Annotated in this window: 22 protein-coding genes; 6 read left to right on the forward strand and 16 right to left on the reverse strand. The window is 65.3% G+C overall.

What is annotated here, in order from left to right; all coding sequences use genetic code 11:
* Positions 1-111: 111 nt before the first annotated feature.
* The 16 genes from VPH41_RS13040 to VPH41_RS13115 form a co-directional block, all read right to left on the reverse strand.
* Positions 112-1,029 (reverse strand): alpha/beta hydrolase, encoded by a 918-nt coding sequence (locus VPH41_RS13040; protein WP_328570338.1) that lies wholly within the window; start codon positions 1,027-1,029, stop codon positions 112-114.
* Positions 1,030-1,101: 72 nt separating this feature from the next.
* Positions 1,102-2,199, reverse strand: coding sequence for a tetratricopeptide repeat protein (locus VPH41_RS13045; RefSeq protein ID WP_328570339.1), 1,098 nt, complete (start codon positions 2,197-2,199; stop codon positions 1,102-1,104).
* A gap of 17 nt (positions 2,200-2,216) precedes the next feature.
* Positions 2,217-3,119 carry an ExeA family protein gene (locus VPH41_RS13050; protein WP_328570340.1) on the reverse strand — a complete coding sequence of 301 codons (903 nt, stop codon included), beginning with the start codon at positions 3,117-3,119 and terminating at the stop codon, positions 2,217-2,219.
* Positions 3,120-4,904: a pilus (MSHA type) biogenesis protein MshL gene (mshL, locus tag VPH41_RS13055; RefSeq protein ID WP_328570341.1), complete on the reverse strand. Its 1,785-nt coding sequence runs from the start codon at positions 4,902-4,904 to the stop codon at positions 3,120-3,122.
* 38 nt (positions 4,905-4,942) lie between these two features.
* A complete protein-coding gene (locus VPH41_RS13060) occupies positions 4,943-5,344 on the reverse strand; it encodes an MSHA biogenesis protein MshK (RefSeq protein ID WP_328570342.1) in 402 nt (133 codons plus the stop codon).
* Complete coding sequence (gene gspM / locus VPH41_RS13065; RefSeq protein ID WP_328570343.1) at positions 5,329-6,027, reverse strand: type II secretion system protein GspM; 699 nt, start codon at positions 6,025-6,027, stop codon at positions 5,329-5,331. Before gspM ends, VPH41_RS13060 begins: the two co-directional genes overlap by 16 nt.
* Positions 6,027-6,707, reverse strand: a complete 681-nt coding sequence (locus VPH41_RS13070; RefSeq protein ID WP_152284616.1) for an MSHA biogenesis protein MshA — start codon at positions 6,705-6,707, stop codon at positions 6,027-6,029. Before VPH41_RS13070 ends, gspM begins: the two co-directional genes overlap by 1 nt.
* Entirely contained in the window at positions 6,704-7,663 is a 960-nt protein-coding gene (locus VPH41_RS13075) for an agglutinin biogenesis protein MshI (protein ID WP_328570344.1), read from the reverse strand. Before VPH41_RS13075 ends, VPH41_RS13070 begins: the two co-directional genes overlap by 4 nt.
* Before the next feature lie 131 nt (positions 7,664-7,794).
* A complete protein-coding gene (locus VPH41_RS13080) occupies positions 7,795-8,247 on the reverse strand; it encodes an agglutinin biogenesis protein MshP (protein ID WP_328570345.1) in 453 nt (150 codons plus the stop codon).
* On the reverse strand, positions 8,244-9,146 hold the full coding sequence (locus tag VPH41_RS13085) for a prepilin-type N-terminal cleavage/methylation domain-containing protein (protein WP_328570346.1): 903 nt from the start codon (positions 9,144-9,146) through the stop codon (positions 8,244-8,246). Before VPH41_RS13085 ends, VPH41_RS13080 begins: the two co-directional genes overlap by 4 nt.
* The gene (locus VPH41_RS13090) at positions 9,143-9,700 is read right to left on the reverse strand and encodes a type IV pilus modification PilV family protein (protein ID WP_328570347.1); all 558 of its coding nucleotides are present in this window, start codon (positions 9,698-9,700) and stop codon (positions 9,143-9,145) included. The genes VPH41_RS13085 and VPH41_RS13090 overlap by 4 nt, the downstream gene beginning before the upstream one ends.
* Positions 9,690-10,343 (reverse strand): pilus assembly FimT family protein, encoded by a 654-nt coding sequence (locus tag VPH41_RS13095; RefSeq protein WP_328570348.1) that lies wholly within the window; start codon positions 10,341-10,343, stop codon positions 9,690-9,692. The genes VPH41_RS13090 and VPH41_RS13095 overlap by 11 nt, the downstream gene beginning before the upstream one ends.
* A 48-nt stretch (positions 10,344-10,391) precedes the next feature.
* On the reverse strand, positions 10,392-10,865 hold the full coding sequence (locus tag VPH41_RS13100) for a type II secretion system protein (protein WP_328570349.1): 474 nt from the start codon (positions 10,863-10,865) through the stop codon (positions 10,392-10,394).
* Between the two features lie 78 nt (positions 10,866-10,943).
* On the reverse strand, positions 10,944-11,450 hold the full coding sequence (locus VPH41_RS13105; protein ID WP_328570350.1) for a type II secretion system protein: 507 nt from the start codon (positions 11,448-11,450) through the stop codon (positions 10,944-10,946).
* Complete coding sequence (locus VPH41_RS13110; RefSeq protein ID WP_152284622.1) at positions 11,450-12,685, reverse strand: type II secretion system F family protein; 1,236 nt, start codon at positions 12,683-12,685, stop codon at positions 11,450-11,452. The genes VPH41_RS13105 and VPH41_RS13110 overlap by 1 nt, the downstream gene beginning before the upstream one ends.
* A 1-nt stretch (position 12,686) precedes the next feature.
* Complete coding sequence (locus tag VPH41_RS13115) at positions 12,687-14,390, reverse strand: GspE/PulE family protein (protein WP_152284623.1); 1,704 nt, start codon at positions 14,388-14,390, stop codon at positions 12,687-12,689.
* 209 nt (positions 14,391-14,599) lie between these two features.
* On the opposite strand from VPH41_RS13115, the gene VPH41_RS13120 reads away from it, so the two are divergent.
* From VPH41_RS13120 to VPH41_RS13145, 6 genes are all read left to right on the forward strand, one after another.
* On the forward strand, positions 14,600-15,328 hold the full coding sequence (locus tag VPH41_RS13120; RefSeq protein ID WP_328570351.1) for an ABC transporter ATP-binding protein: 729 nt from the start codon (positions 14,600-14,602) through the stop codon (positions 15,326-15,328).
* Complete coding sequence (locus VPH41_RS13125) at positions 15,325-16,974, forward strand: ExeA family protein (RefSeq protein ID WP_328570352.1); 1,650 nt, start codon at positions 15,325-15,327, stop codon at positions 16,972-16,974. Before VPH41_RS13120 ends, VPH41_RS13125 begins: the two co-directional genes overlap by 4 nt.
* 107 nt (positions 16,975-17,081) lie before the next feature.
* Complete coding sequence (gene mshL / locus VPH41_RS13130; protein WP_328570353.1) at positions 17,082-19,046, forward strand: pilus (MSHA type) biogenesis protein MshL; 1,965 nt, start codon at positions 17,082-17,084, stop codon at positions 19,044-19,046.
* The gene (locus VPH41_RS13135) at positions 19,043-20,503 is read left to right on the forward strand and encodes a tetratricopeptide repeat protein (RefSeq protein ID WP_328570354.1); all 1,461 of its coding nucleotides are present in this window, start codon (positions 19,043-19,045) and stop codon (positions 20,501-20,503) included. The genes mshL (VPH41_RS13130) and VPH41_RS13135 overlap by 4 nt, the downstream gene beginning before the upstream one ends.
* A gap of 7 nt (positions 20,504-20,510) precedes the next feature.
* The gene (locus tag VPH41_RS13140; RefSeq protein ID WP_328570355.1) at positions 20,511-22,214 is read left to right on the forward strand and encodes a GspE/PulE family protein; all 1,704 of its coding nucleotides are present in this window, start codon (positions 20,511-20,513) and stop codon (positions 22,212-22,214) included.
* The gene (locus VPH41_RS13145) at positions 22,214-23,419 is read left to right on the forward strand and encodes a type II secretion system F family protein (RefSeq protein WP_328570356.1); all 1,206 of its coding nucleotides are present in this window, start codon (positions 22,214-22,216) and stop codon (positions 23,417-23,419) included. Before VPH41_RS13140 ends, VPH41_RS13145 begins: the two co-directional genes overlap by 1 nt.
* Positions 23,420-23,429 lie beyond the last annotated feature (10 nt).

The raw sequence follows: 23,429 nt of genomic DNA on the forward strand, positions 1-23,429 counted from the left end.
GTGTCGTTACATCGATACCACGGCATCCCCGCACTTTCCGCATCCCCGGCTGCGGGCGATACGGCCCGCGCCTTTACCGGCGCCGCTTCCCGCCGGGGCGCACCAGCCCTCTTATTTCGATGATTTCAGATACGCACGCAAGCCATGCGTGAGGACAAAGGGATAGACGCTTGCATGGTCTTCGTCTTCGAACACGCGCAAGCGCGTCTTCAGATTCGGAAACTTGTGCGCCTTCAGCTTGCCGTCGAACTCGCGCAAGTCCGCCACCATGTCGGCGTCTTCTTCCGAACGCGAACGCTTCTTGCCCGGCGCCAGTCTTTCCAGGCCGCCGATGCCGAAGAACACGGACGCGGGCAAGTCCTTGTGGCTGGCCGCATACGCCTGCTCGCGGTCGAACATCACGCCGGCGTCGTACCACAGGGACGGGCTGCCGAGGATGTAATGCTCGAAGGTGCGCGGTTCCGTCAGCAGGAATTGCAGGCCCAGCAGGCTGCCGTAAGAGTGGCCGATAAACACCTTGCGCTGCATGTTCGCGCGGTAGTGCTGCGCGATGAAGGGAAACACTTCGCCCGAGACGAACTGGCCATACGCCTTCGCTTCGCCGAACGCCGGCTGCCGTCCCGGCATGTCCGAGCGGTAGTCGTGCTTGCGCGGCGTGGTGGGCGTGTAGTCGCGGCGGCGGCTGTACACGCCGCCATCGCCATTCGCGTACGACAGGCCCACCACGATCACTTCTTCCATCCCCGCATGCTTGTTCAGGCGCTGCGCGATATTGCGCACGACGGGGAATGCGTAATTGGCATCGACGACAAACAGCACCGGATAGCGCTTGCTGCCCTGCCGGTAGGAATCGGGCAAGGCCACGTACACCTGATAGTCGCGGTTCAAGCCTTGCGCATGGATGTCGCGCACTTCCGTATTCTCAAGAACATAGCTGGCAGGCGCGCTGGGGGGCGCGGCAAGGGCGCTGTTGAACACGCAGCAGAAGGCGATCAGCAGGCCGGCAGGTTTCAAATTGTGCAATTTCAAACGGCATTCTCCAAGACAGGGTGATGACGGTCCCGCATGCGCATGCAAAACCGAAAAATTACGCAGCGTGCATCAGGGTGTCGACTTCGCCGTCGCCGCCGTCAGCTGCACCAGCTTGCGCTCGACAAACGCCTGCAATTGGGGCGACAGGGTTTGCAAGCCCTTGGCCCGCTCGAACGCCTGGCGTGCCTGGGCCGGGTGCTTGTCGGCTTGCAAGGCGATGCCCAGGCCCATCCACCAGACGCTGTTGTCGGGCGCCGCCTGGAGGGCCAGCTGGTAGTGTTCCGCCGCTGCGCCGTAGCGCTGCTCGCGCTGCAGCACGCCGGCCAGGAATGCCTGGTATTCGCCGTTGTCGGCGGCGTACGGCAAGCTGCGCGTCAAGGTGTCGAGGGCGGCCGTGCCGCCATTGGGTTTATCCAGCTGCAAACGGGCCAGCATCATTGCCTGTGCCGGCTGTTTCGGGTCCAGCGCCAGGCTCAGCTGCAACTGGCGGGCCGCTTCGTCGGGACGCTGCGCTTCGAGCAGCAGGCGCACCAGGGTTTCGCGCGCGCCCTGGTGGCGCGGGTCCAGCTGCAGGGTCTGCTGCAAGGCCAGCATGGCGTCGGAGACGCGGCCATCCTGCAACTGGGCCAGCGCGCGCCGGTATTCATTTTCCACGCGCTGCTGCGGCGTGACTTGCTTGCCGTCGACGATGCGTTCGCTGGCCACGGGCGCTGCCAGCTTGACCACGGGCGCTGCGGCAGGCTTGGCGGGCTTTTCCGTGATGCGGCGCGCCGCCCTGGCGGGCGCGGGCGCGGGAACGGCGGCCTCGGCAGCAAACACGGGCTCAGGTTCCGCCACGAAGGCGGGCGCCGTTGCGGCTACCACCGGCACTGGTACCACGGCGGCAGGCGCCGGGGCCGCGACAGGAGCAGGCGCCGGGGCCGATACGGGCGCCAATACCGGCGTGCTGGCCACATTGACCAGCACGGGCGGCACGGGCGGGCGCTTCAGGTAGACCCAGCCCAGGGCGATGGCGGCGGCCGTCAGGCCGGCCGCGCCGCCAAAGACCAGCGCGCGCGAAACGCCCCGCTCGCGTTCAGGCACGGAGCGGATGCCGCCCGCGTCGCCGCGTCCATCGGGGGTGCCGCGGGCATCGAGGTCTTGCAACATCTTGTTAATCAGGCTCATCTACAGGCTCATCTTCGTCATCGGTTCAATAAGGTCCAGCTCACGCCGCAGGCGGCGGCCAGCACGCCGGCGCCGGCCAGCCACGGCCAGGGGCGGCGCCAAAAACGGGGCTTGCTGGCCAAGGTATCGCTGGCGGCCAGCGCCACGTGGCGGCCGCTCACCTGCTGCCGCCCTTCGCCATACGCCACCATCAGCGCCTTGTGCGCCATGATGTTGATCAGGCGGGGGATGCCGCCGGACGCCTTGTACAGGCGCGCCACGCCGCCGCGGCTGAACAGGCGCGCGCCGTCGAAGCCCGCCACGCGCAGCCGGTGCGCCACATAGAAATCCACGTCGTCGCGCGACAGCGGCCCCAGGTGATAGTGAAAGGTGATGCGCTGCGCCAGCTGGCGGATTTCCGGCAGGGCCAGCTTGACGTCCAGCTCGGGCTGGCCGAACAGCACGATTTGCAGCAGCTTGCGCTTTTCCGTTTCCAGATTCGTCAGCAGGCGCAGCGCTTCCAGGCTGTCGACGGGAATTGCCTGCGCCTCGTCCAGGCACAGCAGCACGCGCCGGCCCTGCGCCGCCAGATTCAGCAGGCGCAGGTTGATGGCGCGCAGCAGCTGGTGCTGCTCGATATCTTTTTCCAGCAAGACATCGAGGTCCTCGGCCAGCGCCAGGATCAGCGAACGGGGCGGCAGGTTCGGATTCGGGATGTAGGCCGTGACGAAGTCCGGCCCCAGGGACTGCATGAACTTGCGGCACAGAAAAGTCTTGCCCGTGCCCACTTCGCCAGTGATCTTGATGAAGCCCTCGCCATTGCGCGCCGCCACCAGCAGGGTGTTGAGCGCCTTTTGCGACTGCGGGCCGTTGAAGAAGAAACTGGTATCGGGCGTGAGGCCGAACGGCGCCTCGCGCAAGCCGAAATGGGCCTGGTACATTTAGCGCCGCTCCGCTGGACGGCGCGGGTCGAGCGCCTCGATGCGCTTGCCCGAATCGAGCAAGTCCTCGTTCCAGCTGTTCGCGCCATCGACGATGGTGGGCTTGATCAGCACCACCAGTTCGCGCTTCTGGATCATCTGCCCCGTGTTGCGGAACAGCGCGCCCAGCACGGGAATGTCGCCCGCGCCCGGCACTTGCGAGCGGTCCGAAGTGGTGGCCTGGCGCATCAGGCCGCCGATGGCGACGATGCGTCCATCCTGGCTGCGCACCATGCTGTCCATCTCGGACGTGCTGGAGGCGGCCAGCGGCAGTTTCAGCGAACCGGCGCTGCCCAGGTCGATTTCCTTGCTGATAGTCGACACCTGGCTGACGGACGGGTGCACGTGCAGGATGATGTTGCCATCCGCATCGATCTGCGGCGTCACGTCCAGCACCACGCCGGAAAAGAACGGCTGCAAGGTCACGTTGGGGCTGGTCGTGGCGCCGCTGGCCGTGGTATTGGTGGTGGTCGACACGCCCGTCACGTAAAACTCGTCCGTGCCGATCTTCAGCACGGCCTTCTGGTTATTCATGGTGGCGATGCGCGGGCTCGACAGGACGTGCACGGAGCCTTGCGATTCCAGGAAGGAAATCATGGCCGCGAAATTGGCCGTCTGGAAAGCCAGGCCGAACATGGAACCGGCCGAGTTCGCCGCCGAGCTGAGGCCAAAGCCGCTGCTGGCCGTCAAGCCGCTGCCATTCGTCATGTTGGGCGGCTGGCCGCCATTGAACGGCAGCGGCGCCAGGGTGCCGCCCGGCTGGATGAAGCCCGTCGAGATGCGGTTCGTGTGGCCGCTCTTGATCGAGGCGAACGAGGCCCAGTTGATGCCCGTCTGCGTGTTGTCGTTGAGCTCGACTTCGAGGATTTTCGCTTCCAGGATCACCTGGCGGTCGACGGACAATTGCGTGGCCTTCAAATACATATCGACATTGCGCAACTCGTCCGGCATGGCGCGGATGACGATCACGCCCGATTGCGGGCTGAGCACCACTTGCCGGCCGCCGTCGCTGCTGCCGACGATGGCTTCCAGCGCCGCCTTCAATTCCGGCCAGAAATCGGCCGTGGACGAAGTGGTCAGGTTGCTGCTATCGAGGGTGCGGCCGCCCTGCCCCCCATTGGTTTGCTGGTTCTGGTCGTTATTCTGGTTGTTGCCCTGGTTGCCATTCTGGCCATTGCCCAAGCCGCCCGAACTGGTCGAACCCACGGAACCGACCGACGTCGACGACACGCGCAGGTTCGAGCTGCCCCGGCGCGCGCCCGTCAGGTAATTGACATGGAACAAGCGCGTCTGCATGGTCAGCGGCTTGATGTAGATCTGCGTGCCCTCGACCTTGTAGTCATAGCCGTACAGTTCGCGCACGGCGTCGAGCGCCTGGAACAGGGTCACATCCTTCAGGTTGGCGGAAATCGTGCCGCCGATGTCGGGGTGGACCAGCATGTTGTAGCGCGTGCCGGCCACGATGGAGGTGAAGAACTGGCGCGCCGGCACATTGTTGAAGGCCACGTTGAAGCGCTCGTCGAGCGCGGCGCGGGCCTTCGGCAATTGCTGGGCCAGGGTCGCCACGGGCGGCAGCAGCGCCGCTTCCACGGCATCCGGCTGGGCCGCTGGCGCCGTGGTGGCTGCCGCGCCCTTGACGGCATCGGTGATCGCATTGTAGGTGTCGCGCTTGACGGGCGCGACATTGCAGCCGCCCAGGCCCAGGCTGACGCTGATGACAGCTGCCATCGTACTGATCTTGAACATGCTCGCCTTGTGTTGATTGAGTTGCTTGGCCACTTCTTCTACTCCTGCTTGCGGTCGGTCTTGCGATCGGTCGTGTTGTCGGTCTTGCTGCTGGGATACAGCTTGAAGGTTTCCAGTGATTTACCGCGCCGCAACAGGATGGCCGTGTCGCGGATGTCCGTCACCACGGCGTCGCCCACCTTGCTGCCGATTTTCACCACCTGGCCATCGATGACGGCCAGGCGGCGCCCGCCCGGCTGGGCGGAAATGAGCACCGATTGCAGCTGCGGCCGGGCCGCAACGACGGGCGCGGCGCTGGCCGGCGCCCACAGGGCCGCCGGCGGGCGCGTGGGATCGTCGAGCGCCTGCGCCTGCGCGCCCGGCCCAGCGAGGCTCAACGCCAGACCCAGCGCGAGGAAAAGCGCAGGCAGCGCGGGACCAGAGGTCAGAGTGCGATCCATGTGTCGTCCATGCTGAGGGTATGTAGGGTCAGGGTCAGGGTGGCGCCCGGGTAGCTTGCCGCGTCGAGGTGGGCGGCGCCCCAGAAGACCCGGGTCGGCATCGATTGCAGCGCCTGCATGTATTGCACCATGTCCGCATAGCTGCCTTGCAGCACCACTTCCACGCCATGCTGATGCAGCAAGGGGGCCGGGGCCGCTGCCTTGGCAACGTCGGTCCTGGCTGCCGCATCGCCGTTCGCGGCGTCGGCCGGGCGGGCACCCACGGCGCTGGCGGGCAGGGTTTTCAGCGAGACCACGCGCAGGCCCGCATGCCGGCGCAGCATGTGCTCGAGCAAGGTGACCATGCGCTCGGGCGCCACCAGGCCGTGCTGCTTCTCGCGCAGCGCCTGCGCCAGCGACGCCGTTTCCGCCTGCAAGGCCACCAGGCGCGTGCGCGCTTCCTGGTCGGGATCGGTGGCGTGGGCAAGCATGGTCAGCTCGATTTCCTTGTTCGTGGCGGTCAACAGGCTTTGCTTTTGCGCAATGCTCGCCTCCAGCACCGCGCGTTTCGCCAGCAGGGGATTAAAGCTCATGAAATAAAACACGAACAGGACGGCGGCCGCACCGGCGCCAAACACCATCAGCCGCTCGCGCAGGCTGAGGGCATCGAAGGCGGCAGCCCATTTCTTCAGCAGGGGCAGCATCAGCGTGTTCCTTCCGCAACAGGTTTTGCCGGCGCGGCGCCCGCGGCGGGTCCGGCGGCGCGGTCCGCCGACTGCAGGCTGAACGCCACATACGGCAGGCTGGCCGCCTTGCCCTCGGCCACGGCCGGCGGCTCGGGCTGGCTAATGTCGAGGCTGGCGAAGGTCTTGCCTTTCAATATCTCCTGCTGGCCCAGGCGCGTGATGTACGCGGGCAGCAACGAGGCGTGCAAGGCGCGGCCCTGCAAGCCGAAGTCATTGCCGGCGCCGGCGATGTCCACGCCCGTCAGCCATACGCCTTCGACGCGGGCCTGCGCCAGCGCGCGGAAATAGCCGGCATAGCCAGAGGTATTGCCCAGCTTGCCGCTTTCCAGCACGTGTGACGCATCCTGCAGCAACTGGCGCTGCGCCTCGACGGCCGCCAGTTCCTGCGCCAGCGCCGGATCTTTCTTGCGTGGAGGAAAATCGCGCAAGATCTGGTCGCGCTTTGCCTCGCCCTGCGCCAGCGCCGTCTTGACGTCCGCTTCGCGCTGTTCCAGCTCGGCCACGGTGCGCTGGAACAGCGTGCCCAGCACCAGCAGGAGCAGCGCCAGCCCGCCCAGGCCCAGCCCGGCCGTGCGCGCCGACATCTGGTGTTTTTTGCGTTCAAACTGGGGATTGAACAGATTGATCTGCTGGCTCATGCGCCCTTCCCTTCATGCTTGCCCGCGTGCGGGCCAGCCTCGCGCAACGCCGCGCCGATGGCCAGGAAGTAGCGCGCCTGCATGGCGGGGTCGCGCAATTCGGCGGCCTGGGAAAAGTCCAGCACCGTGGCCAGGTCCAGCTGCTCGACGGGCATGTAGAGATTGTCGGCCAGGTAGCCGTGCAAGCCGTCGCCGGCGCCCGTCATCAGCATCAAGCGGGCCAGCGAAATGAAATGGAACTGGCGGTCGAAGTGGTCGAACGAGCGCTGCAGTTCCAGGGTGACGCGGTCGTAGTACTGGCTGGCGTCGGGCGACTGCAATTGCGTCAAGGTCACGTCGATGCGGCGTGCCTGGTACAGCTCGCCGTTGAAACTCATGGTCAGCAAGCCGCCGTCGCCGTCGAAAAACAGCACGGCGATGCCGCGTCCCGGCGTTTCCAGCAAGGTGGCAATATTGCGCTGCGCCATCTCGGGGATATCGATCACGGACAAGCCGATCTTGCATTCGGCATACTGCGCCTGGCGGCGCGACACGGCGCTGTTGCGCGCGGCAACGGCAAACACGCTGCTACCCCGCTGGGTGCCGTTCGGGTCGCCGGGAATGTCGAACACGTCGATGGTGGCTTCGGCCAGGGGAAAGTCCAGCATGTCCTTCAAGCGCCAGCCCACGGCCGTCTTCAGCTCCTCGCGCGGCACGGCCGGCGCTTCCAGCGACAGCAGCTGGTATTCGCCGCCGGCCAGCACCGTGGTGCAGTGGCGCGCTGGCGCTTGCAGATCCTTGCCCAGCTTTTCCAGCACCTCGGCCGGCGCCGGCCGCGCGGCCGCCTGGTAGCTGACGCCCAGCACGCGCGGCATGCCGTCGGCGGAACGCTGGACAACAACGGCGCTGACACCTTCACGGCCAAACGCCGTGGCCAGCCATCCATCGTATTTCTTTGCTCTTGCGAATAAACCCATGCGAACTATCCAGTGTAAGTGCCTGCCCGATCTTGTCGCGCAGATAATGCAACCGACCAATTTTAATTCATGAAGCCAACTTTGTTGTGTAAAAACAATAAATTAGCGATCTTTTTTTCACGCAGTTGACCTTACTGCGACAACACGGCTTGCAGGCGGCGCTGGACGTAATCGGCGTTATTGCCCGGGTTCGGACAACCGGCAGGCCCAGGCTGGTTGCAAGCGGTGGCCGTGATGGTCCAGCTGGTCAAGGTGCCGGGCCCCGTGGCCGTGCTGCATTGCACGTTGACGCGGAACGCCGACAGCGTCGTGCCTGGAGGCAAGCTGAACGTGGTGGCGCCGATGCACGCCGCGCCGGCGGTCAGGCCCGCACTGATCTGCCGCTGCAAGCCCCATTCGAGGCCGGCACGGGCAGCCTGTTCGGCGCGCACGCCCTGCACGTCCATGGCCGACTCCGTCTGCTGGAAGGTGGAGATATTCACCATCACGGCCGCCAGCGCGGCCAGCACCACGAGCAGGAAAATGGCCGTGACGAGGCTGAAACCGCGCATGCGGCCCGGACGGCGGCGCAGCACATGCGTCATGGCGTATTCCTCGCCTGCACCTGTTGCACCAGGCGCAGCACGCCCGTATTGCTGTTCGGCGCACCCAGGCTCAGGTCGATGTTCACCAGGCCACGCTGCACATTGGCCAGCACGGTATAGCTGAAGGCGCACGCCGTCACCTGGCGCGCCAGCAGGGCGCCCTTGTCCGTCGCCAGCGGCACGGTGCCCGCCACCACCGGCTGGGCGGCCTGGATGGCATAGCCCGCGTAACGGGTCAGGGTGCCGGTCGCCAGATCGCACGCATAGGTGACGGGCGTGGACACCACCTGGAAACGGTTCGACGGCGACGGCAGCGGCGCGGGCGGCGTCGTGAATGGATAGCTGCCCAAGGTGACGACATTGCCGGAAACGGCCGTGACCGGCGCGCGGTTGCAGCCCGTCGCCGCGCTGCAGGAGTAGGCGTCGTTCGGCGTGTAAGTTCCGCCCAGGTTGTAGACGACGATCTGGTCGCCCACGCCGATCGCCTGGCGCGCGCCCAGCGCATCGGCGGGCATGGCGCCGACGACGGTAAAGTTCAGCGGAGTGCTGGGGGCGGGAGCCGTTTCAAAGCTCAGCACATTGCCCAGGCCGGCCGGATCGCTGTCGCTCAGGTAGCGCCCGCCCGTCTTGGTCAGCAACAATTCCAGGTACAGGCCATTGCCCCCCACGCGCACGCTGTTGGGCAAGGCCAGGCGCACGTCGCGCGTCAGGCGGCGCGCTGCCGTGTCGGCCGTGTCGGCCAGCGCCGCGCGCGCGGCCACATCCATATAGCCTTGCACGGGCACGCGGATGAAGACGGCGACCATGGTGCCGATGATGCCCGTGATGACGATCACGATGACCATCTCGACGAGGGTAAAGCCGCGCGCAAGGCGCCTGGCGTTGAGGAATTTTTTCATGGAATACTGTTCGGCGCATAGCGCACGCGATAGCCGTCGAGCACGATCTGCTGGTCGGCATACGGCACGGTCACCTGGATGCGCAGGGCTTCCGTGGCCGGCAAGCCGTTCAGGGCGACCTGGGTGATGACCACCGAGGCAATATATGCCTGGGGAGAACCGGCAGCCCAGACGGTGCCCTGCGCATCCGTCGTGTAATCCGTGGCCTTGCCATACGCGCCCACGTAATCGTTGACGTTGTCGAAGGGCCGCGGCATGCCGCCCGCCTCCTGGCCCGCCACTTCCGGGATGGTGCAGCCGGCGGCGTTGGTGGCCGTTTCCGCGGCCGGGTCTTGCGGATCGCAATACGTAAAGCGCGCCAGCTGGATCTCTTCCAGCATGCCCTCGGCTATCGCCAGCGCCTGCTTGCGCAGCTGCGGGTCGGCGCTGCGTTTCGTCGCCAGGCTCATCACGCCCAGGATGGCGGCCGAAGCCACGCCGACGATGACGATGAACAGCACCAGTTCGATCAGGGTCACGCCCCGTTCACGCTGGCGCCGCAGGCTAATGGACATAGCCGGTCTCCCCTTCGACCGTGACGTCGCGCTTCGTGCCATCGCCCAGGATGCTGATGTTCAGCTGCGCGGGGAATGTCGATACGGCAGGAAACACATCGCCCTGCGCATATGGCTTGCCCAGCGCGTCGAAATAAAAGCCGGCCGTATTGGCAGGATTGGTGGACATGGTCACGCTGGCCGGACGGCCTTCGCACAGCCAGTTACTCCCCAGGCAATACTGCAGCGTTTCCTTGCTGCCGCTGTTCCTGCCCGTGGGCGGCACCACTTTCTGATCATCGTTGCAAACGGCATCGAAGCACAGGGCCACGCTGTTGTTATTGATGCGCACAAATACGGCGCGGTTTTGCGCCACCGCCAGCTTTTGCCCGTAGCGCACGATATTCGTCACCTGGTCGGCAAAACTGCGCGCGTCAAAAGTATCGCGCTGGAAAAACCGGTTGACGGCAAAGGTGCCCAGCAAGCCCGCCAGCACCAGCACGGCCACCAGTTCGATCAGGGTAAAGCCGCGCGCAGCCGTACGCCGCAGGGGGCCTGGCGGCCCTGCGTGGCGATGCGGGAAGACTGTCGGTGGCTGCTGCAATGGATGGCCCGTAAAAAAGCCCAACGGGCTGGCGCCTGGGGTTGGGCTGGTGGTGCGCAAGGAAGGCCCGGGCGTGGCCGGGCCTTCCCTGTCAATAACTTACTGCGCTTACTTACACGACGTGGTGCTTGCACCGATCGCGATGTTGGGCACGCCGCCAGCTGCGGCCGGAGCCGTATAAGTCACCGAGCAACCCGTGCGCGTGGCGTCTGGCGTAACGACATAGCCAGTAGCGGTGGTCACCGTGTAGTCGTTGGTCGTAATGCCAGCGGCCGCGCCGATACCGGTTGCCGTTGCTGCTGGGTAGCCGAACGCGCCGTCAATGTCGGTACCTTCCATCTGCACCTTCGGCGTATCGACGGAACCCTTGACCAGCCATTGCGCATGGTACAGCGCCGAGCCCGCCTTGATGGCGCCAGCGGCCGCCTGCATCTTGGCCACGCGCGCATCGGTCGACATGTCGATGAATTTAGGAATGGCCGTCGCGGCCAGGATGCCGAGGATGACGATGACGACGATCAGTTCGATCAGGGTAAAACCTGCCTGGGCGCCGCTTTTCATACTACGTAAAGACTTGTTCATTCTTGCTTTCTCCAAAATCAAATAAAAACATCAAAACCAACGCCATGAAACTGTCGCTGCACCGGACGAAGAAACGCGTCAGTTTGCTGCCGAATCCGGCGATTTCCACACCACAATATCGGGTTCCTGGGCGAGCTTGTCAAGATCGGCGTCTGCACTTGGCAAGGTTACCTTAAATTTCACTGCATCAACCCCTGTACTGGGAAAAATATTGCCATTACTAAACAAATAGATGATTTTTTGTTCTTTTCTGTCATATAACCAATTCCCTGCCGGCAATTTTTCCAGGTCCGGCTGCGCGAACTCGCCCAGGTAGTTGGCCGGCTTGTCGGCCAGCCAGTCGAACGGGTTTTGCCGCGCCAGCGCCGGCAACCTGTCGCGATGGTCCGCCAGGTACAGGTGCAGCACCTGCACCCGCAAACTGGTGCGCAAGACCCCCAGCATCTGCGCCACGGCCACCTGCTGCGCCTGCTGTTGGTAATAACTGGCGCGGTTCAGGAACACCGCCACCAGGATGGCGAACACGCTCGCCACGACCGCCAGCTCGAACAGGGTGAAACCGCGCTGGCGGACCGGCCGCGCCATCAGTGCAGGGCCGCCCGGCCCAGGTCCCAGATCGGCAGGAAGATGCCCAGCGCCAGCACCAGCACCATGGCGCCGAGGAAGACGATCAAAATCGGCTCGATCTGCGCCGACAGGGTCTTCAGCTCGTAATCGACTTCGCGCTCGTACATGTCCGCGATCTCGTCCATCAGGTCGTCGAGCGAGCCCGATTCCTCGCCCACGGCGATCATCTGCAGCACCACGGGCGTAAATACGCCGGCCGCCACCGACGTGCGCAAGATGCTTTCGCCCCGCTCGACGCCGTCGCGCATCTGTTCCACGCGCGCGCTCAAATAGGTGTTGTCGACCGTCTGTGACACCACCGTCAGCGCCTGCACGATGGGCACGCCGCTGGTGCTGGACAGGGCGAAGCTGCGCGCAAAGCGGGCCATCGTGCCCTTCAGGATGATCTTGCCGGCGATCGGCAGGCGCAGCTTGGTCCGGTCCCACTTATATAGACCCTCTTTCGTGCGCAGCCAGGCGCGCCAGCCGAAAAAGCCGCCCGCGCCCAGCATCAGCAGGATGGGCCAGTACGCGGTCGTGAAGCGCGACGTGCCGATCAGCACGCGCGTCATCAAGGGCAGTTCCGCATGGAAGCTGGCGAACACCTTCTCGAACTGGGGAATGACGAAGATATTCACCACGATCATGGCGGCCAGCATGGCGAAGACGACGAAGGTCGGGTAGCGCGTCGCCGTTTTCACGCGCGCGCGCATGTCGCGGTCGAATTCCAGGTGGTCGAACAGGCGCAGGAACACTTCATCGAGGCGGCCCGTCATTTCGCCCACGCGCACCATCGACAGATAAAACGGCGTGAAGATGGCAGGGTGGCGCGCCATGGCGGCCGACAGTTCGCGCCCTGCATCGAGCGACTCGCGCACATCCTTGATGATGCGGCCGAACGCGGGGCTGATGGCGGACTCCTGCAAGCCGGCCAGGCCCCGCATGATGGGCACGCCCGCCTTGAGCAGGGTGTACAGCTGGCGGCTGAACAGCTGCACGTCCATGGGCGTGACTTTTTTCTCGGTCAGCTTGTCCCACCAGTTCAACTTGCTGGCGCCCGCCCCCGTCACCGTCTGCTTGGTGGCGCTGATGTCGACGGGCGTGCTGCCGCCCGCCATCAATTGATCGGCCACGGCGCCGCTGTCGGCGCCTTCCATGACGCCGGTCAGCAGTTCGCCGCTGGCGCTACGCGCCTTGTAGGAGAAAAACGGCACCTCAATCCTCGCTCTGGTTGCTGATGCGCATCGCTTCCATCACCGTCGTGCGGCCCTGCACGACCAGCTGCACGGCGTGGCGGCGCAGGGTTTCGCCCGCCATCTGCTCCGTCGCCACCTTCATGAAGTGGGAAGGATCGGCATGGTTGGCGGCGTCCGCCACGGCGCGCGTGATTTCCAGCAATTCATACACGCCCGTACGGCCCCGGTATCCCATGCCATTGCAATGCGAACAGCCCTTGCCGTGGAAATACTGGTTGCGCTCGACCAGCTCGCCCAGTTCCAGGCGCAGCCATTCGTATTCGTTGGGCGTGGGGGCGTACGGCGTGCTGCAGCTTTCGCAGATCACGCGCACCAGGCGCTGCGCCAGCACGGCTTGCAGCGAACTGCCCACCATGTAGCGGGGCACGCCCATGTCCATCAGGCGCAGCGGCGTGCTGATGGCGTCGTTCGTATGCAGGGTCGACAGCACCAGATGGCCCGTCATGGCGGCGCGCAAGCCGATCTGCGCCGTTTCCTGGTCGCGCATCTCGCCCACGAGCACGATATCGGGATCTTGCCGCAGGGCCGAGCGCAGCACCCGGGCAAAGTTCAGCTCGATCTTGTCGTTCACTTGCACCTGGTTAATACCCGGCAAGCGGTACTCGACGGGGTCTTCCACCGTGATCAGCTTTTTTTCCACCGAATTGAGTTCGGACAAGGCGCAATACAGGGTCGTCGTCTTGCCGCTGCCCGTCGGCCCCGTCACCAGCACCAGGCCGTTCGGGCGGCTGACGATGGCGCGGAACTGTTCCACCAGCCGGGGCGGCATGCCGATGGCGTCCAGGCGCAGAGTCGTGCCGCCCTGGTTCAGCAGCCGCATCACCACCGATTCGCCGTACTGGGTGGGCATGGTGGAAATACGCACGTCGATGCGCTGGTTTTTCACGCGGATGGCGAAGCGGCCATCCTGCGGCAAGCGCTTCTCGGAAATATCGAGGTCCGACATCAGTTTCAGCCGCAGCGCCAGCGAACTGGCGATCTTGCTGTCCGCTTCCGTCTGCAGGTGCAGCACGCCGTCGATGCGGAAACGGATCTGCAGCCGGCCTTCCTGCGGTTCGATGTGGATGTCCGACGCGCGCACCTGCGTGGCATCCTCGAACACGGATTGCAGCAGCTTGACGATGGGCGCCTCTTCCAGGCCCGGATTGGCGGCCAGCGCGCCGAAGTCGACGGAAACGTCGCCCAGGTCCTGCTCCAGCTCGCGCGTCAGGGTGGAGATATCTTCCGTGCGGCGGTAGATGCGGTCGATGGCGGCCAGCACTTCCGTTTCATTGACCACGGCCAGTTCGATATGGCGCTTGACCAGGCGCGAAATTTCATCGTACGCAAACAGGTCGGTGGGGTCGGACATGCCGACCAGCAAGCCCTCGCGCCGGTCTTCCAGCACCAGCGCGCGGAAGCGCCGCGCCTGGGTTTCCGGCAGCAGCCGCACCAGTTCGGGATTGATGTTGAAAAACTTCAGGTTGATGTAGGGAATGTCGAGCTGGCGCGCCAGCGCGCCCGAAATCTGCTCTTCCGTGACGAAGCCGTGCTCGACGAAAACGCGGCCCAGCTTGCGCCCCGAACGCTTCTGTTCCGTCAAGGCCTGGCCCAACTGTTGTTCCGTCAGCAATTTCTGCTGCACCAAAATTTCACCGAGCCGGACTTTCTCTGGCCTTGCCATGCTTGCTCCTCGACAGATTCATCAGACGATGCACGCCAGCGGCGCGCGGGGGGTATTTTATTCCAGAACCTGTTGTTTCTTAAAGAAAATACATTCCGTGGCTTGATTTTCGCGCATTTCAACACTCTGCAAGTAAACACTTGCCGCCCACCTGCGCCCATGGCAATAATGGCGGTCGTATCCCGTCTTGCCTGCCCACCCTCGCCCCTATGAACGCCTGCGCCATCGAGTTCCACAACGTGCATCTGCAGCTGGCGGGCAACGCCGTGCTGCGCGGCGTCGAGCTGCAGGTGCGCGCAGGAGAACTGTTCGGCCTGGTCGGCGTGAATGGCGCGGGCAAGACTTCCCTGCTCAAATGCCTGCTGGACTTTTGCACGCCCGAACGGGGCGACATCGCCATCTTCGGCCAGCCGCACCGGCACGCTGCGGCGCGCCAGCCCCTGTCCTTTTTGCCAGAACGCTTCCAGGCGCCCTATTACCTGACGGGCGGCGACTTCCTGCGCTACCTGTCGCGCCTGCACGACGTGCACCCCGGGCCGCAAGCCGTGCAGCAGGCGCTGGCCGCGCTGGACCTGGCGCCGGACGCCTTGCTGCGCCCCGCGCGCGACTATTCGAAAGGCATGATGCAGAAACTGGGACTGGCCGCCTGTTTGTTGTCGGGCAAGCCCCAGCTGGTGCTCGATGAACCGATGAGCGGACTCGACCCGAAGGCGCGCGCACAGTTCAAGCAAGTGCTGCAGCAGGCGCGCGCGCAGGGCCGGGGCGCCCTGCTCACTTCGCATGCGCTGGCCGACGTGGAGGAACTGTGCGACCGCATGGCCATCCTGCACGGGGGCCGCATCGTGTTTGCGGGCACGCCCGCCGAATGCCGCGCGCGCCATGGCGGCGCGCAGGACGCCAGCCTGGAGCAGGCGTTCCTCAATTGCATCGCGGCATGAACGCCGGCACGCACGGCACGCCCACCACACCGCCCGGGCGGCCGTACGCGCCATCCCCGCACGGCATGTATCTGCGCCATTTCGGCTTGCGCACGGCGCCGTTCGGCATCACGCCGGACCCGGCCTTCTTTTATACGGGCAATACACGGGGCGAACTGCTCGATGCGCTGCGCTACGCCGTCACGCAAGGCGAAGGCATCATCAAGCTGACGGGCGAAGTGGGCAGCGGCAAGACCATGCTGTGCCGCATGCTGGCCGACTGCCTGCCGCCCCACGTCGACGTGCTGTACCTGCTCAATCCCCGCCTGGAACCGGACGAAGTGCTGCACGCCATTGCCGCCGAACTGGGCCTGGCGCTGGACGGTTGCCGCGCCGACGCCGTGCTGCGCGCCCTGCACGGCGAGCTGATCGCCAGGCATGCGGCCGGGCGCCAGGTGGTGCTGCTGGCCGAAGAGGCGCAAGCCATGCCGGGCGCCACCCTGGAAGCGCTGCGCCTGCTGACGAACCTGGAGACGGCCAGCCACAAGCTGCTGCAAATCGTCCTGTTTGGCCAGCCGGAATTGCAGCACACCCTGGACTTGCCCCAGTTCCGCCAATTGAAGGAACGCATCACCCACAGCTTTGCCGTGCCCCGCCTGCCGCAAGCCTTGCTGAACGACTATCTGGCCTGCCGGCTGGCCGCCGCCGGCCGCACGGCGCCGCTCGTCTTCACGCGGGCCGCGCTGCGGGCGCTGGCTCGCGCTTCGCAAGGTATCGTGCGCAGGATCAATATCCTGGCCGACAAGGCCTTGCTGGCCGCATATGCGGACGATGCGCAGCAGGTGAGCGCGCGCCATGTGCGCCTGGCCATCGCCGACAGCCCCTTCTACCGCGCGCCCTGGCATGCGGGCAAGCTGCTGGCGGGCGCCTTGAGCGCGCTGATGCTGGTGCTGGCCGCCGCACTGCTGTGGCAATGGCAGGCAAGCAACCCGGACCGGGCAGCGGCCATGGCGACGACGACAGCAACAGCAGCAACGGCGACGGGGATGGCGCCGCCATCCAGCCAGCTCAGCCAGCTCAGCCAAGCAGGCCAGGCAGGCCAGGCAGCAGGCCATGCTGGCCAGCCTGGCCGCACCAGTCACACCGATGACGCCGCACCCGCCCATGCGGCAGCGGCAGCTCCCGAGGCAGCGGTGCCGCGCACCGTGCCGCCCGCGCCGAACACGCTGCTCGACAGCAAACTGGCCGAATCGCGCGACTGGCTGGCGCAGCAGGCACCGCAGCAGCTGGTGCTGCACATTGCCAGCCTGCCCGCCAGCGACACGGCGGCAGCGGAAACCTTTTTGCAACAGGCGCAGCAAGCCATCGGCCTGCACGACATCCACGTCTTTCGCCTGCCCGGCGCGGCCCCCGCAGCTGCCACGCCCACTACGCTGGCCGGCACGCCATCGGGCATGCGCCAGGCGACGCCAGCGCAGGCGCCTGCCAGCACCAGCGCGCGCCTGGCCATCGTCTACGGCAGCTATGCCGACCAGGCCAGCGCCGATACCGTTCGGGCCAGGCTATCGCCCGCGTCGCCACAGAAAATATTGCTGAGCAACATAGAGAGTATCCGCACGGAAATGAAAACCGTCGCCCCGGCAAAAACGGGACGTGGCGCCCCCTGACTTTATTTCTGCATATTGCCTCCCAGGCCAGCACAGCCGATTGCTTTTAGGCGATCATGCTGGTTAAAATTACAAAAGCACAATACGACTCCAAGGGCGAACTTTTCATGACTCAACACCCTATTCCTGTGCTGGCCTCTTGGGTCACCCTCGCCTGCAGCGCCATGCTGGCCGGCTGCGCTACGCAGCAAACGCCGCTGTCGCCGGCCCACATCAACTTCCCGCCCCGCCCCGGCGGCGCCATTCCCGAACCGGTGCAGCAAAGCAGCGCGCTGGCCGCGCCCCTGCCCGCACCGAAGGTGGAAACCTACAGCGTCACCGTGCACAAGGTGCCCGTGCAATCGCTGCTGTTTGCGCTGGCCCGCGACGCGGGCATGAATATCGACATTCACCCCCAGGTCGAGGGCAGCGTCACCTTGAATGCGCTGAACCAGACCCTGCCGCAACTGCTGGCGCGTATCGGCAAGCAAGTCGATATGCGCTACGAAATCGATGGCAAGAGCCTGACGGTGCTGCCCGACGCGCCCGTGTGGCGCAACTACAAGGTCGATTACGTCAACATGGCGCGCAGCACCAACAGCAGCGTGAATATCGCCACGCAAATTTCCACGGCGGGCGGTGGGGGCGGCAACAGCAGCAATCCCGTCGGCGGCACGCAGGGCAGCGGCGGCAATGGCAACAACAATTCGACCACCCTGGTGGTGAATCGTTCGGAAAATAATTTCTGGTACAGCCTGGAAAAGAATATCCGCGACCTGCTGCGCGACACCACGCTCAACGATGTGCAGGTGGACCCGCTGGCCCAGCTGAACCAGCAATTGACAACTGTGCCCGGCCAGCAGGGCCAGCCAGGCCAGCCGCAGAACCCAGCCGGCAATTTCCCCGCGACGGGGACGGCGGGCCAGTACGGCGCCCAGCCGCCCATGCAAAATGGCGTCCCGAACGGCAGCCAATATGCGCCTGCGCCAGGCCAGCAGGTGGCCAGCCAGAATGCGGCGCCCGGCCAGCCGCTGGATGCGAACGGCATGCCATTGCTGAAACTGGCCAACAAGGGCAGCCCCTCGTCCGTGGTCGTCAACGTGGAAGGCGGGCTGATCGCCGTGCGGGCCACGGGCCGCCAGCATGAAAAGATCGCCGAATTCCTCGACGCCGTCGTACACAGCGCCAAGCGGCAAGTGCTGATCGAAGCGACCATCATCGAAGTACGCTTGAGCAATGAATACCAGCAAGGCATCAACTGGTCGCGCCTGACGGGCAGCCTGCAGCTGCGGCAAGGGCAAGTGGGGACGGCGGGCCTGCCCAGCGGCGTCGCGCCCAACGCCACGCCGGGCATCTTCCTGCTCAATTATCTGAAGGACAGTTTCTCCACCACCATCCAGCTGCTCGAATCGTTCGGCAAGGTGAAAGTGCTGTCCAGCCCGAAAATCAGCGTGCTCAACAATCAGACGGCCATGCTGAAGGTGGTGGACAACAATGTCTTCTTTACCATCAAGGTGACACCTGCCGTGATCAGCTCGACGGGCACCATCACCACGCCGGCCACCTATGAGTCGAAGCTGGAAACGGTGCCCGTCGGCTTCGTCATGAGCGTCACGCCGCAGATTTCCGACAGCGATGAAGTGACCTTGAACGTGCGTCCTACCATCACGCGCATCGTTGGCTACGTGCAAGACCCGAATCCGGCCCTGGCCACGGCGAACGTGCAAAGCCGCGTGCCCGTGATCCAGGCGCGCGAACTGGAATCGATCATGAAGGTGGGCAATGGCCAGATCGCCGTGATGGGCGGCCTGATGCAGGATTCCATCGACAATGCCAAGGATGGCGTGCCGGGCCTGTCCAGCCTGCCTTTGGTGGGCAATCTGTTTACCTACCGCAATGAGGCAAGCAGCAAGACGGAACTGGTGATCTTCATGCGCCCCGTGGTGGTCAAGGATGCCAGCATCGACGGCGATTACCGCGACTACCGCTACCTGCTGCCCGGCCAGGCACCGCTCAACAGCCAGCCGTACACGGATGGCCCGCCGGCGGCGGCCACCCAGCCGCAGGCACGCCTGCAGGGAGACTTTCCATGAGCTTGCTGATGCAGGCGCTCAAGAAGGCCGAGCGCGCCAAGCAGAACAGCCTTTCCGACGAGGAGCTGGAAAAGCCGTCCGAAGCCTATGACCACGTGCTGGAACTGGCGCCGGCCGACGCCATCCCGCCGCCGCGCCCCGTGCCTGCCGCAGCCCCGCCGCCCGTGCAGGCAGCGAGCACCTTGAGCCTGGAACCGCTGCCGGACGCGCCCGCGCCGCAGCCGGCGCCCGCGGGCGCGCAACCGGGGCCGACGCCGGGTCCGCCACCAGGGCCGCCGCCCGGCCCGCAGCAAGCCCCGCGCCCCGAACCGCCGCCCGCCCGGCCCCGCGCCAGCCGCAGCAATACGCCGCCGAAAGGCCCCACGGGCCCCATCAGCGTCGACCCCGCCACCGTGCGCCTGGCCGTGCTGCTGGCGATCCTGCTGGTGGTGGCCGCGTCCATGGCGTACTGGTACTGGCGCGCCAGCACCAGTCCCGGCGCGGGCGCCAACCTGCCCGGCGTGCCCATGCCGCTGACGGACGCCCCGGGCACGGCCGGCGTGGCCGGTCCCATCGTGGTGGTGCCCGTCCCCGGCGCCGCGCAGCCCGAAGCCATGCCCTCGCCCGCGACCTTGCCGCCGGACTACCCGCGCGACGCGCGCCAGCCAGCCGGTGCGGCGGACCAGCCGGCGATGAGCCAGCAAGCGATGATACAGGCGGCGGTCCAGGCCGCCGTGGCCGCGCAGCTGGCGCACATGGCGCCGCCCGCAGCGCCCAGCCTGCCGCCGGTGGCCGCGCCCGACAACAGCCAGATCCAGGTGCAGCGCAGCGTGGCCGCGCCGCAAATCAATCCCGGCGTCCAGCAAGCCTACCAGGCCTTCAACGGGGGCCAGCTGGGTCTTGCTCGCCAGCAGTATGAGACGGTGCTGCGGCAGGATGCCAACAACCGCGACGCGCTGCTGGGCCTGGCGGCCGTGGCCCTGCGCGAGAACCAGGGCGCGCAGGCGGCAGCCTTGTACGTGCGTTTGCTGGAAATCAATCCCGACGATGGCGAAGCGCTGGCCGGGCTGATCGGCCTGCGCCAGGGCGACGTGGTGCAGAGCGAGGCCAAGCTGAAAGCCATCCTGGCGCGCAGCCCCGACAGCGCTCCCGTGCTGTTTGCACTGGGTAATGTGTACGCCAAGCAGCGCCGCTGGAATGAAGCACAGCAGCAGTTTTTCCGCGCCTACGGCGCCGCGCCCGGCAATCCCGACTATGCCTTCAACCTGGCCGTGGGCCTGGACCGGCTGAACCAGCCCAGGCTGGCCGCCACCTATTACCAGCGCGCCTTGACCCTGGCGCAAACCACGCCTGCCGCCTTCGACCAGGCCGTCGTGCAAACGCGCTTGCGCGAACTGGCGCCCCCCGCGCCGGCGGCAGGCACAAGCACAGGCCCGGCGCCGGCCGACCCGGCCATCATCATCACCCGTCAGGAATAAGCGCTACATGGCAGAACAGGCAAAACTTCCACTAGGCAAGTTGCTGATCCAGAAAGGCGTGATCAGCGAAGACCAGCTGCGCATCGCCCTGATCGAACAGCGGCGCAGCAGCGAACCGCTGGGCAAGCTGCTGATCACTTTGGGCTTCGTCACGGAAGCGACCGTGCGCGAGGCGCTCAGCGAAAACCTGAAACAGGTGAGCGCGGACCTGTCCAGCCTGGTGGTCGACGCCATCGCCCTGAAACTGATCCCGAAGGACGTGGCCAAGCGCTACCGCGTCTTTCCCATCGTCTACGAGCGGCAGGCGGACAACCTGATCCTGGCCATGGCCGACACCAGCAACATCGTTGCGCTCGACCAGATCAGCGCCATGCTGGTCAAGGGCATCACGATTTCCACGGTGCTCGTCAACGAATCCGATATTTCGCGCGCCATCGACCAGTACTACGGCTTCGAGCTGTCGATCGACGGCATCCTGCATGAAATCGAAACGGGCGAAGTCAGCTACCAGAGCATGGCCTCGCCCTCGGACGAGTACAGCCAGCCCATGGTGCGCCTGATCGACGCGCTGCTGGCCGACGCCGTGCAGAATGGCGCGTCGGACATCCATTTCGAGCCGGAACAGTCGTTCCTGCGCATCCGCTACCGCATCGATGGCATTTTGCGGCAGATCCGCAGCCTGCACAAATCGTACTGGCCCGCCATGGCCGTGCGCCTGAAGGTGATGTCGAACATGAATATCGCCGAAGCGCGCGCGCCGCAGGATGGGCGCATCAGCATCAAGTTTTCCGGGCGGCAAATCGACTTCCGCGCGTCGGCGCAGCCCACCACGCATGGCGAAAACGTCGTGCTGCGCGTGCTGGACCGGCAAAAAGGCATCGTGCCGCTGGATGCGCTGGGCCTGGCCGAGCCGGAACTGAACCTGTTGAAACTGATGATCGCGCGCCCCGACGGCGTGATCCTCGTAACGGGCCCGACGGGTAGCGGCAAGACCACCACCCTGTATTCGATACTCAACCATATCAATACGGAAAGCGTCAACATCATGACCCTGGAGGACCCGGTCGAGTATCCGATGAACATGATACGCCAGACCTCCGTCAACGAATCCGTCAAGCTGGGCTTTGCCGACGGCATCCGCTCGATGATGCGGCAAGACCCGGACATCATCCTCGTGGGCGAGATCCGCGACCGCGAAACGGCGGAAATGGCTTTCGCGGCTGCCATGACGGGCCACCAGGTGTATTCCACCCTGCACACGAGCTCGGCCATCGGTTCCGTGGCCCGCCTGCTCGACATCGGCATCCTGCCCGACATCATGGCGGGCAACATCATCGGCATCGTGGCGCAGCGCCTGGTGCGCCGCTTGTGTCCGCATTGCAAGGAAACGGTGATCGCCGACGACGTCGAGCGCCGCCTGCTGGGCCTGGCGGCGGACGATGCGCCCGTCTCCATCTGCCGCGCCGCGGGCTGCGAGCGCTGCGCGCACCACGGCTACAAGGGCCGCCTGGCCATCATGGAAATCCTCAAGATGACGGCCGAACTCGATGAATTGACGGCGCGCCGCGCCAGTTTGCGCGAGCTCAAGGCCGCCGCGCGCGCGGCCGGCTTCAAGGGCATCGTCGACGACGGCATGCGCCGCGTGCGGGAAGGCGTGACCACCCTGGAAGAAGTGGGCCGCGTGGTCGATCTGACGGAAAGGCTGCTCTGATGGCGCAATATGTCTACCGCGCCATGGATGCCGCCGGCGCCCTGATTCCCGGCAGCATGGAGGCGGCCAACGTGCCGGACCTGGAAGCGCGTTTGCACCGCATGCAGCTCGACTTGATCGACTGCAAGATCACGGGCCAGTATCTGGTGCTGCTGGGCAAGCGCATCATCCACCGCCGCGACCTGATCAATTTCTGCTTCCACATGGAGCAATTGACTGGGGCCGGCGTGCCCATCCTGGAAGGCTTGAACGACTTGCGCGAAAGCACGGACCATCCGCGCCTGCGCGAAGTCGTCACGGATCTGATTGAAAGCATCGAAGGCGGCCTGCCCCTGTCGGGCGCGCTGGCCCAGCATGGCGACATCTTCGACGCCACGTTTACCAGCCTGATACTGGCGGGCGAACAGAGCGGCAGGATCGCCGACGTGTTCAAGAACCTGTCGGAAAGCCTGAAGTGGCAGGACGAGCTGGCCTCGCAGACGCGCAAGATCGTCATGTACCCCGTCATCGTGGCCATCGTCGTGGCGGCCGTGACGTTTTTCCTGATGATCTATCTAGTGCCCCAGCTGACGGCGTTCATCCGCAACATGGGCGGCGAACTGCCGCTGCATACGCGCGTGCTCATTGCCGTATCGAATGTGTTCATCGATTACTGGTATCTGCTGCTGAGCTTACCCGTACTGCTGTTCTTCGGCCTGCGCGCGCTCGTCCGCCGCAGCGACAGGGCCCGCTATGCGTGGGATGGCCTGAAACTGCGGCTGTGGCTGATCGGCCCCGTCTTGCACAAGATCATCCTGGCCCGCTTCGCCACGTTTTTTGCCCTCATGTATGCGTCCGGCATCACGATCCTCGAATGCATCCGCCTGTCCGAAGGCATCGCCGGCAACCAGGTGGTGGCGGCCGGCCTGCGCCGCGCAGCGCAGCTGATCAGCGAAGGCTACGGCGTTACCGCCGCCTTCCAGCACACGGGTATCTTCCCGCCGCTGGTGATCCGCATGCTGAAAGTGGGCGAAGCGACGGGCTCGCTGGACACGGCCTTGCGAAATGTCAGCTATTTCTACAACCGCGAAGTGAAGGAATTGATCGAAAAAGTGCAGGCCATGATCGAGCCCGCCATGACGGTCATCCTGGGCCTGCTGCTGGGCTGGATCATGCTGTCCGTGCTGGGGCCGATTTACGACACCATCAGCACGATAAAAACTTGAGATTCGAGGC

Origin of the sequence: Janthinobacterium sp. P210006 (assembly GCF_036231885.1) — a bacterium.
In the GTDB taxonomy this organism is placed as follows: domain Bacteria; phylum Pseudomonadota; class Gammaproteobacteria; order Burkholderiales; family Burkholderiaceae_D; genus Janthinobacterium; species Janthinobacterium violaceinigrum.

Coding starts and splice junctions, on each gene's coding strand:
- VPH41_RS13045 (WP_328570339.1), bottom strand. CDS start 2,199: ATGAGCCTGATTAACAAGATGTTGCAAGACCTCGATGCCCGCGGCACC.
- VPH41_RS13050 (WP_328570340.1), bottom strand. CDS start 3,119: ATGTACCAGGCCCATTTCGGCTTGCGCGAGGCGCCGTTCGGCCTCACG.
- mshL (WP_328570341.1), bottom strand. CDS start 4,904: ATGTTCAAGATCAGTACGATGGCAGCTGTCATCAGCGTCAGCCTGGGC.
- VPH41_RS13060 (WP_328570342.1), bottom strand. CDS start 5,344: ATGGATCGCACTCTGACCTCTGGTCCCGCGCTGCCTGCGCTTTTCCTC.
- gspM (WP_328570343.1), bottom strand. CDS start 6,027: ATGCTGCCCCTGCTGAAGAAATGGGCTGCCGCCTTCGATGCCCTCAGC.
- VPH41_RS13070 (WP_152284616.1), bottom strand. CDS start 6,707: ATGAGCCAGCAGATCAATCTGTTCAATCCCCAGTTTGAACGCAAAAAA.
- VPH41_RS13075 (WP_328570344.1), bottom strand. CDS start 7,663: ATGGGTTTATTCGCAAGAGCAAAGAAATACGATGGATGGCTGGCCACG.
- VPH41_RS13080 (WP_328570345.1), bottom strand. CDS start 8,247: ATGACGCATGTGCTGCGCCGCCGTCCGGGCCGCATGCGCGGTTTCAGC.
- VPH41_RS13085 (WP_328570346.1), bottom strand. CDS start 9,146: ATGAAAAAATTCCTCAACGCCAGGCGCCTTGCGCGCGGCTTTACCCTC.
- VPH41_RS13090 (WP_328570347.1), bottom strand. CDS start 9,700: ATGTCCATTAGCCTGCGGCGCCAGCGTGAACGGGGCGTGACCCTGATC.
- VPH41_RS13100 (WP_328570349.1), bottom strand. CDS start 10,865: ATGAACAAGTCTTTACGTAGTATGAAAAGCGGCGCCCAGGCAGGTTTT.
- VPH41_RS13105 (WP_328570350.1), bottom strand. CDS start 11,450: ATGGCGCGGCCGGTCCGCCAGCGCGGTTTCACCCTGTTCGAGCTGGCG.
- VPH41_RS13115 (WP_152284623.1), bottom strand. CDS start 14,390: ATGGCAAGGCCAGAGAAAGTCCGGCTCGGTGAAATTTTGGTGCAGCAG.
- VPH41_RS13120 (WP_328570351.1), top strand. CDS start 14,600: ATGAACGCCTGCGCCATCGAGTTCCACAACGTGCATCTGCAGCTGGCG.
- VPH41_RS13125 (WP_328570352.1), top strand. CDS start 15,325: ATGAACGCCGGCACGCACGGCACGCCCACCACACCGCCCGGGCGGCCG.
- mshL (WP_328570353.1), top strand. CDS start 17,082: ATGACTCAACACCCTATTCCTGTGCTGGCCTCTTGGGTCACCCTCGCC.
- VPH41_RS13135 (WP_328570354.1), top strand. CDS start 19,043: ATGAGCTTGCTGATGCAGGCGCTCAAGAAGGCCGAGCGCGCCAAGCAG.
- VPH41_RS13140 (WP_328570355.1), top strand. CDS start 20,511: ATGGCAGAACAGGCAAAACTTCCACTAGGCAAGTTGCTGATCCAGAAA.
- VPH41_RS13145 (WP_328570356.1), top strand. CDS start 22,214: ATGGCGCAATATGTCTACCGCGCCATGGATGCCGCCGGCGCCCTGATT.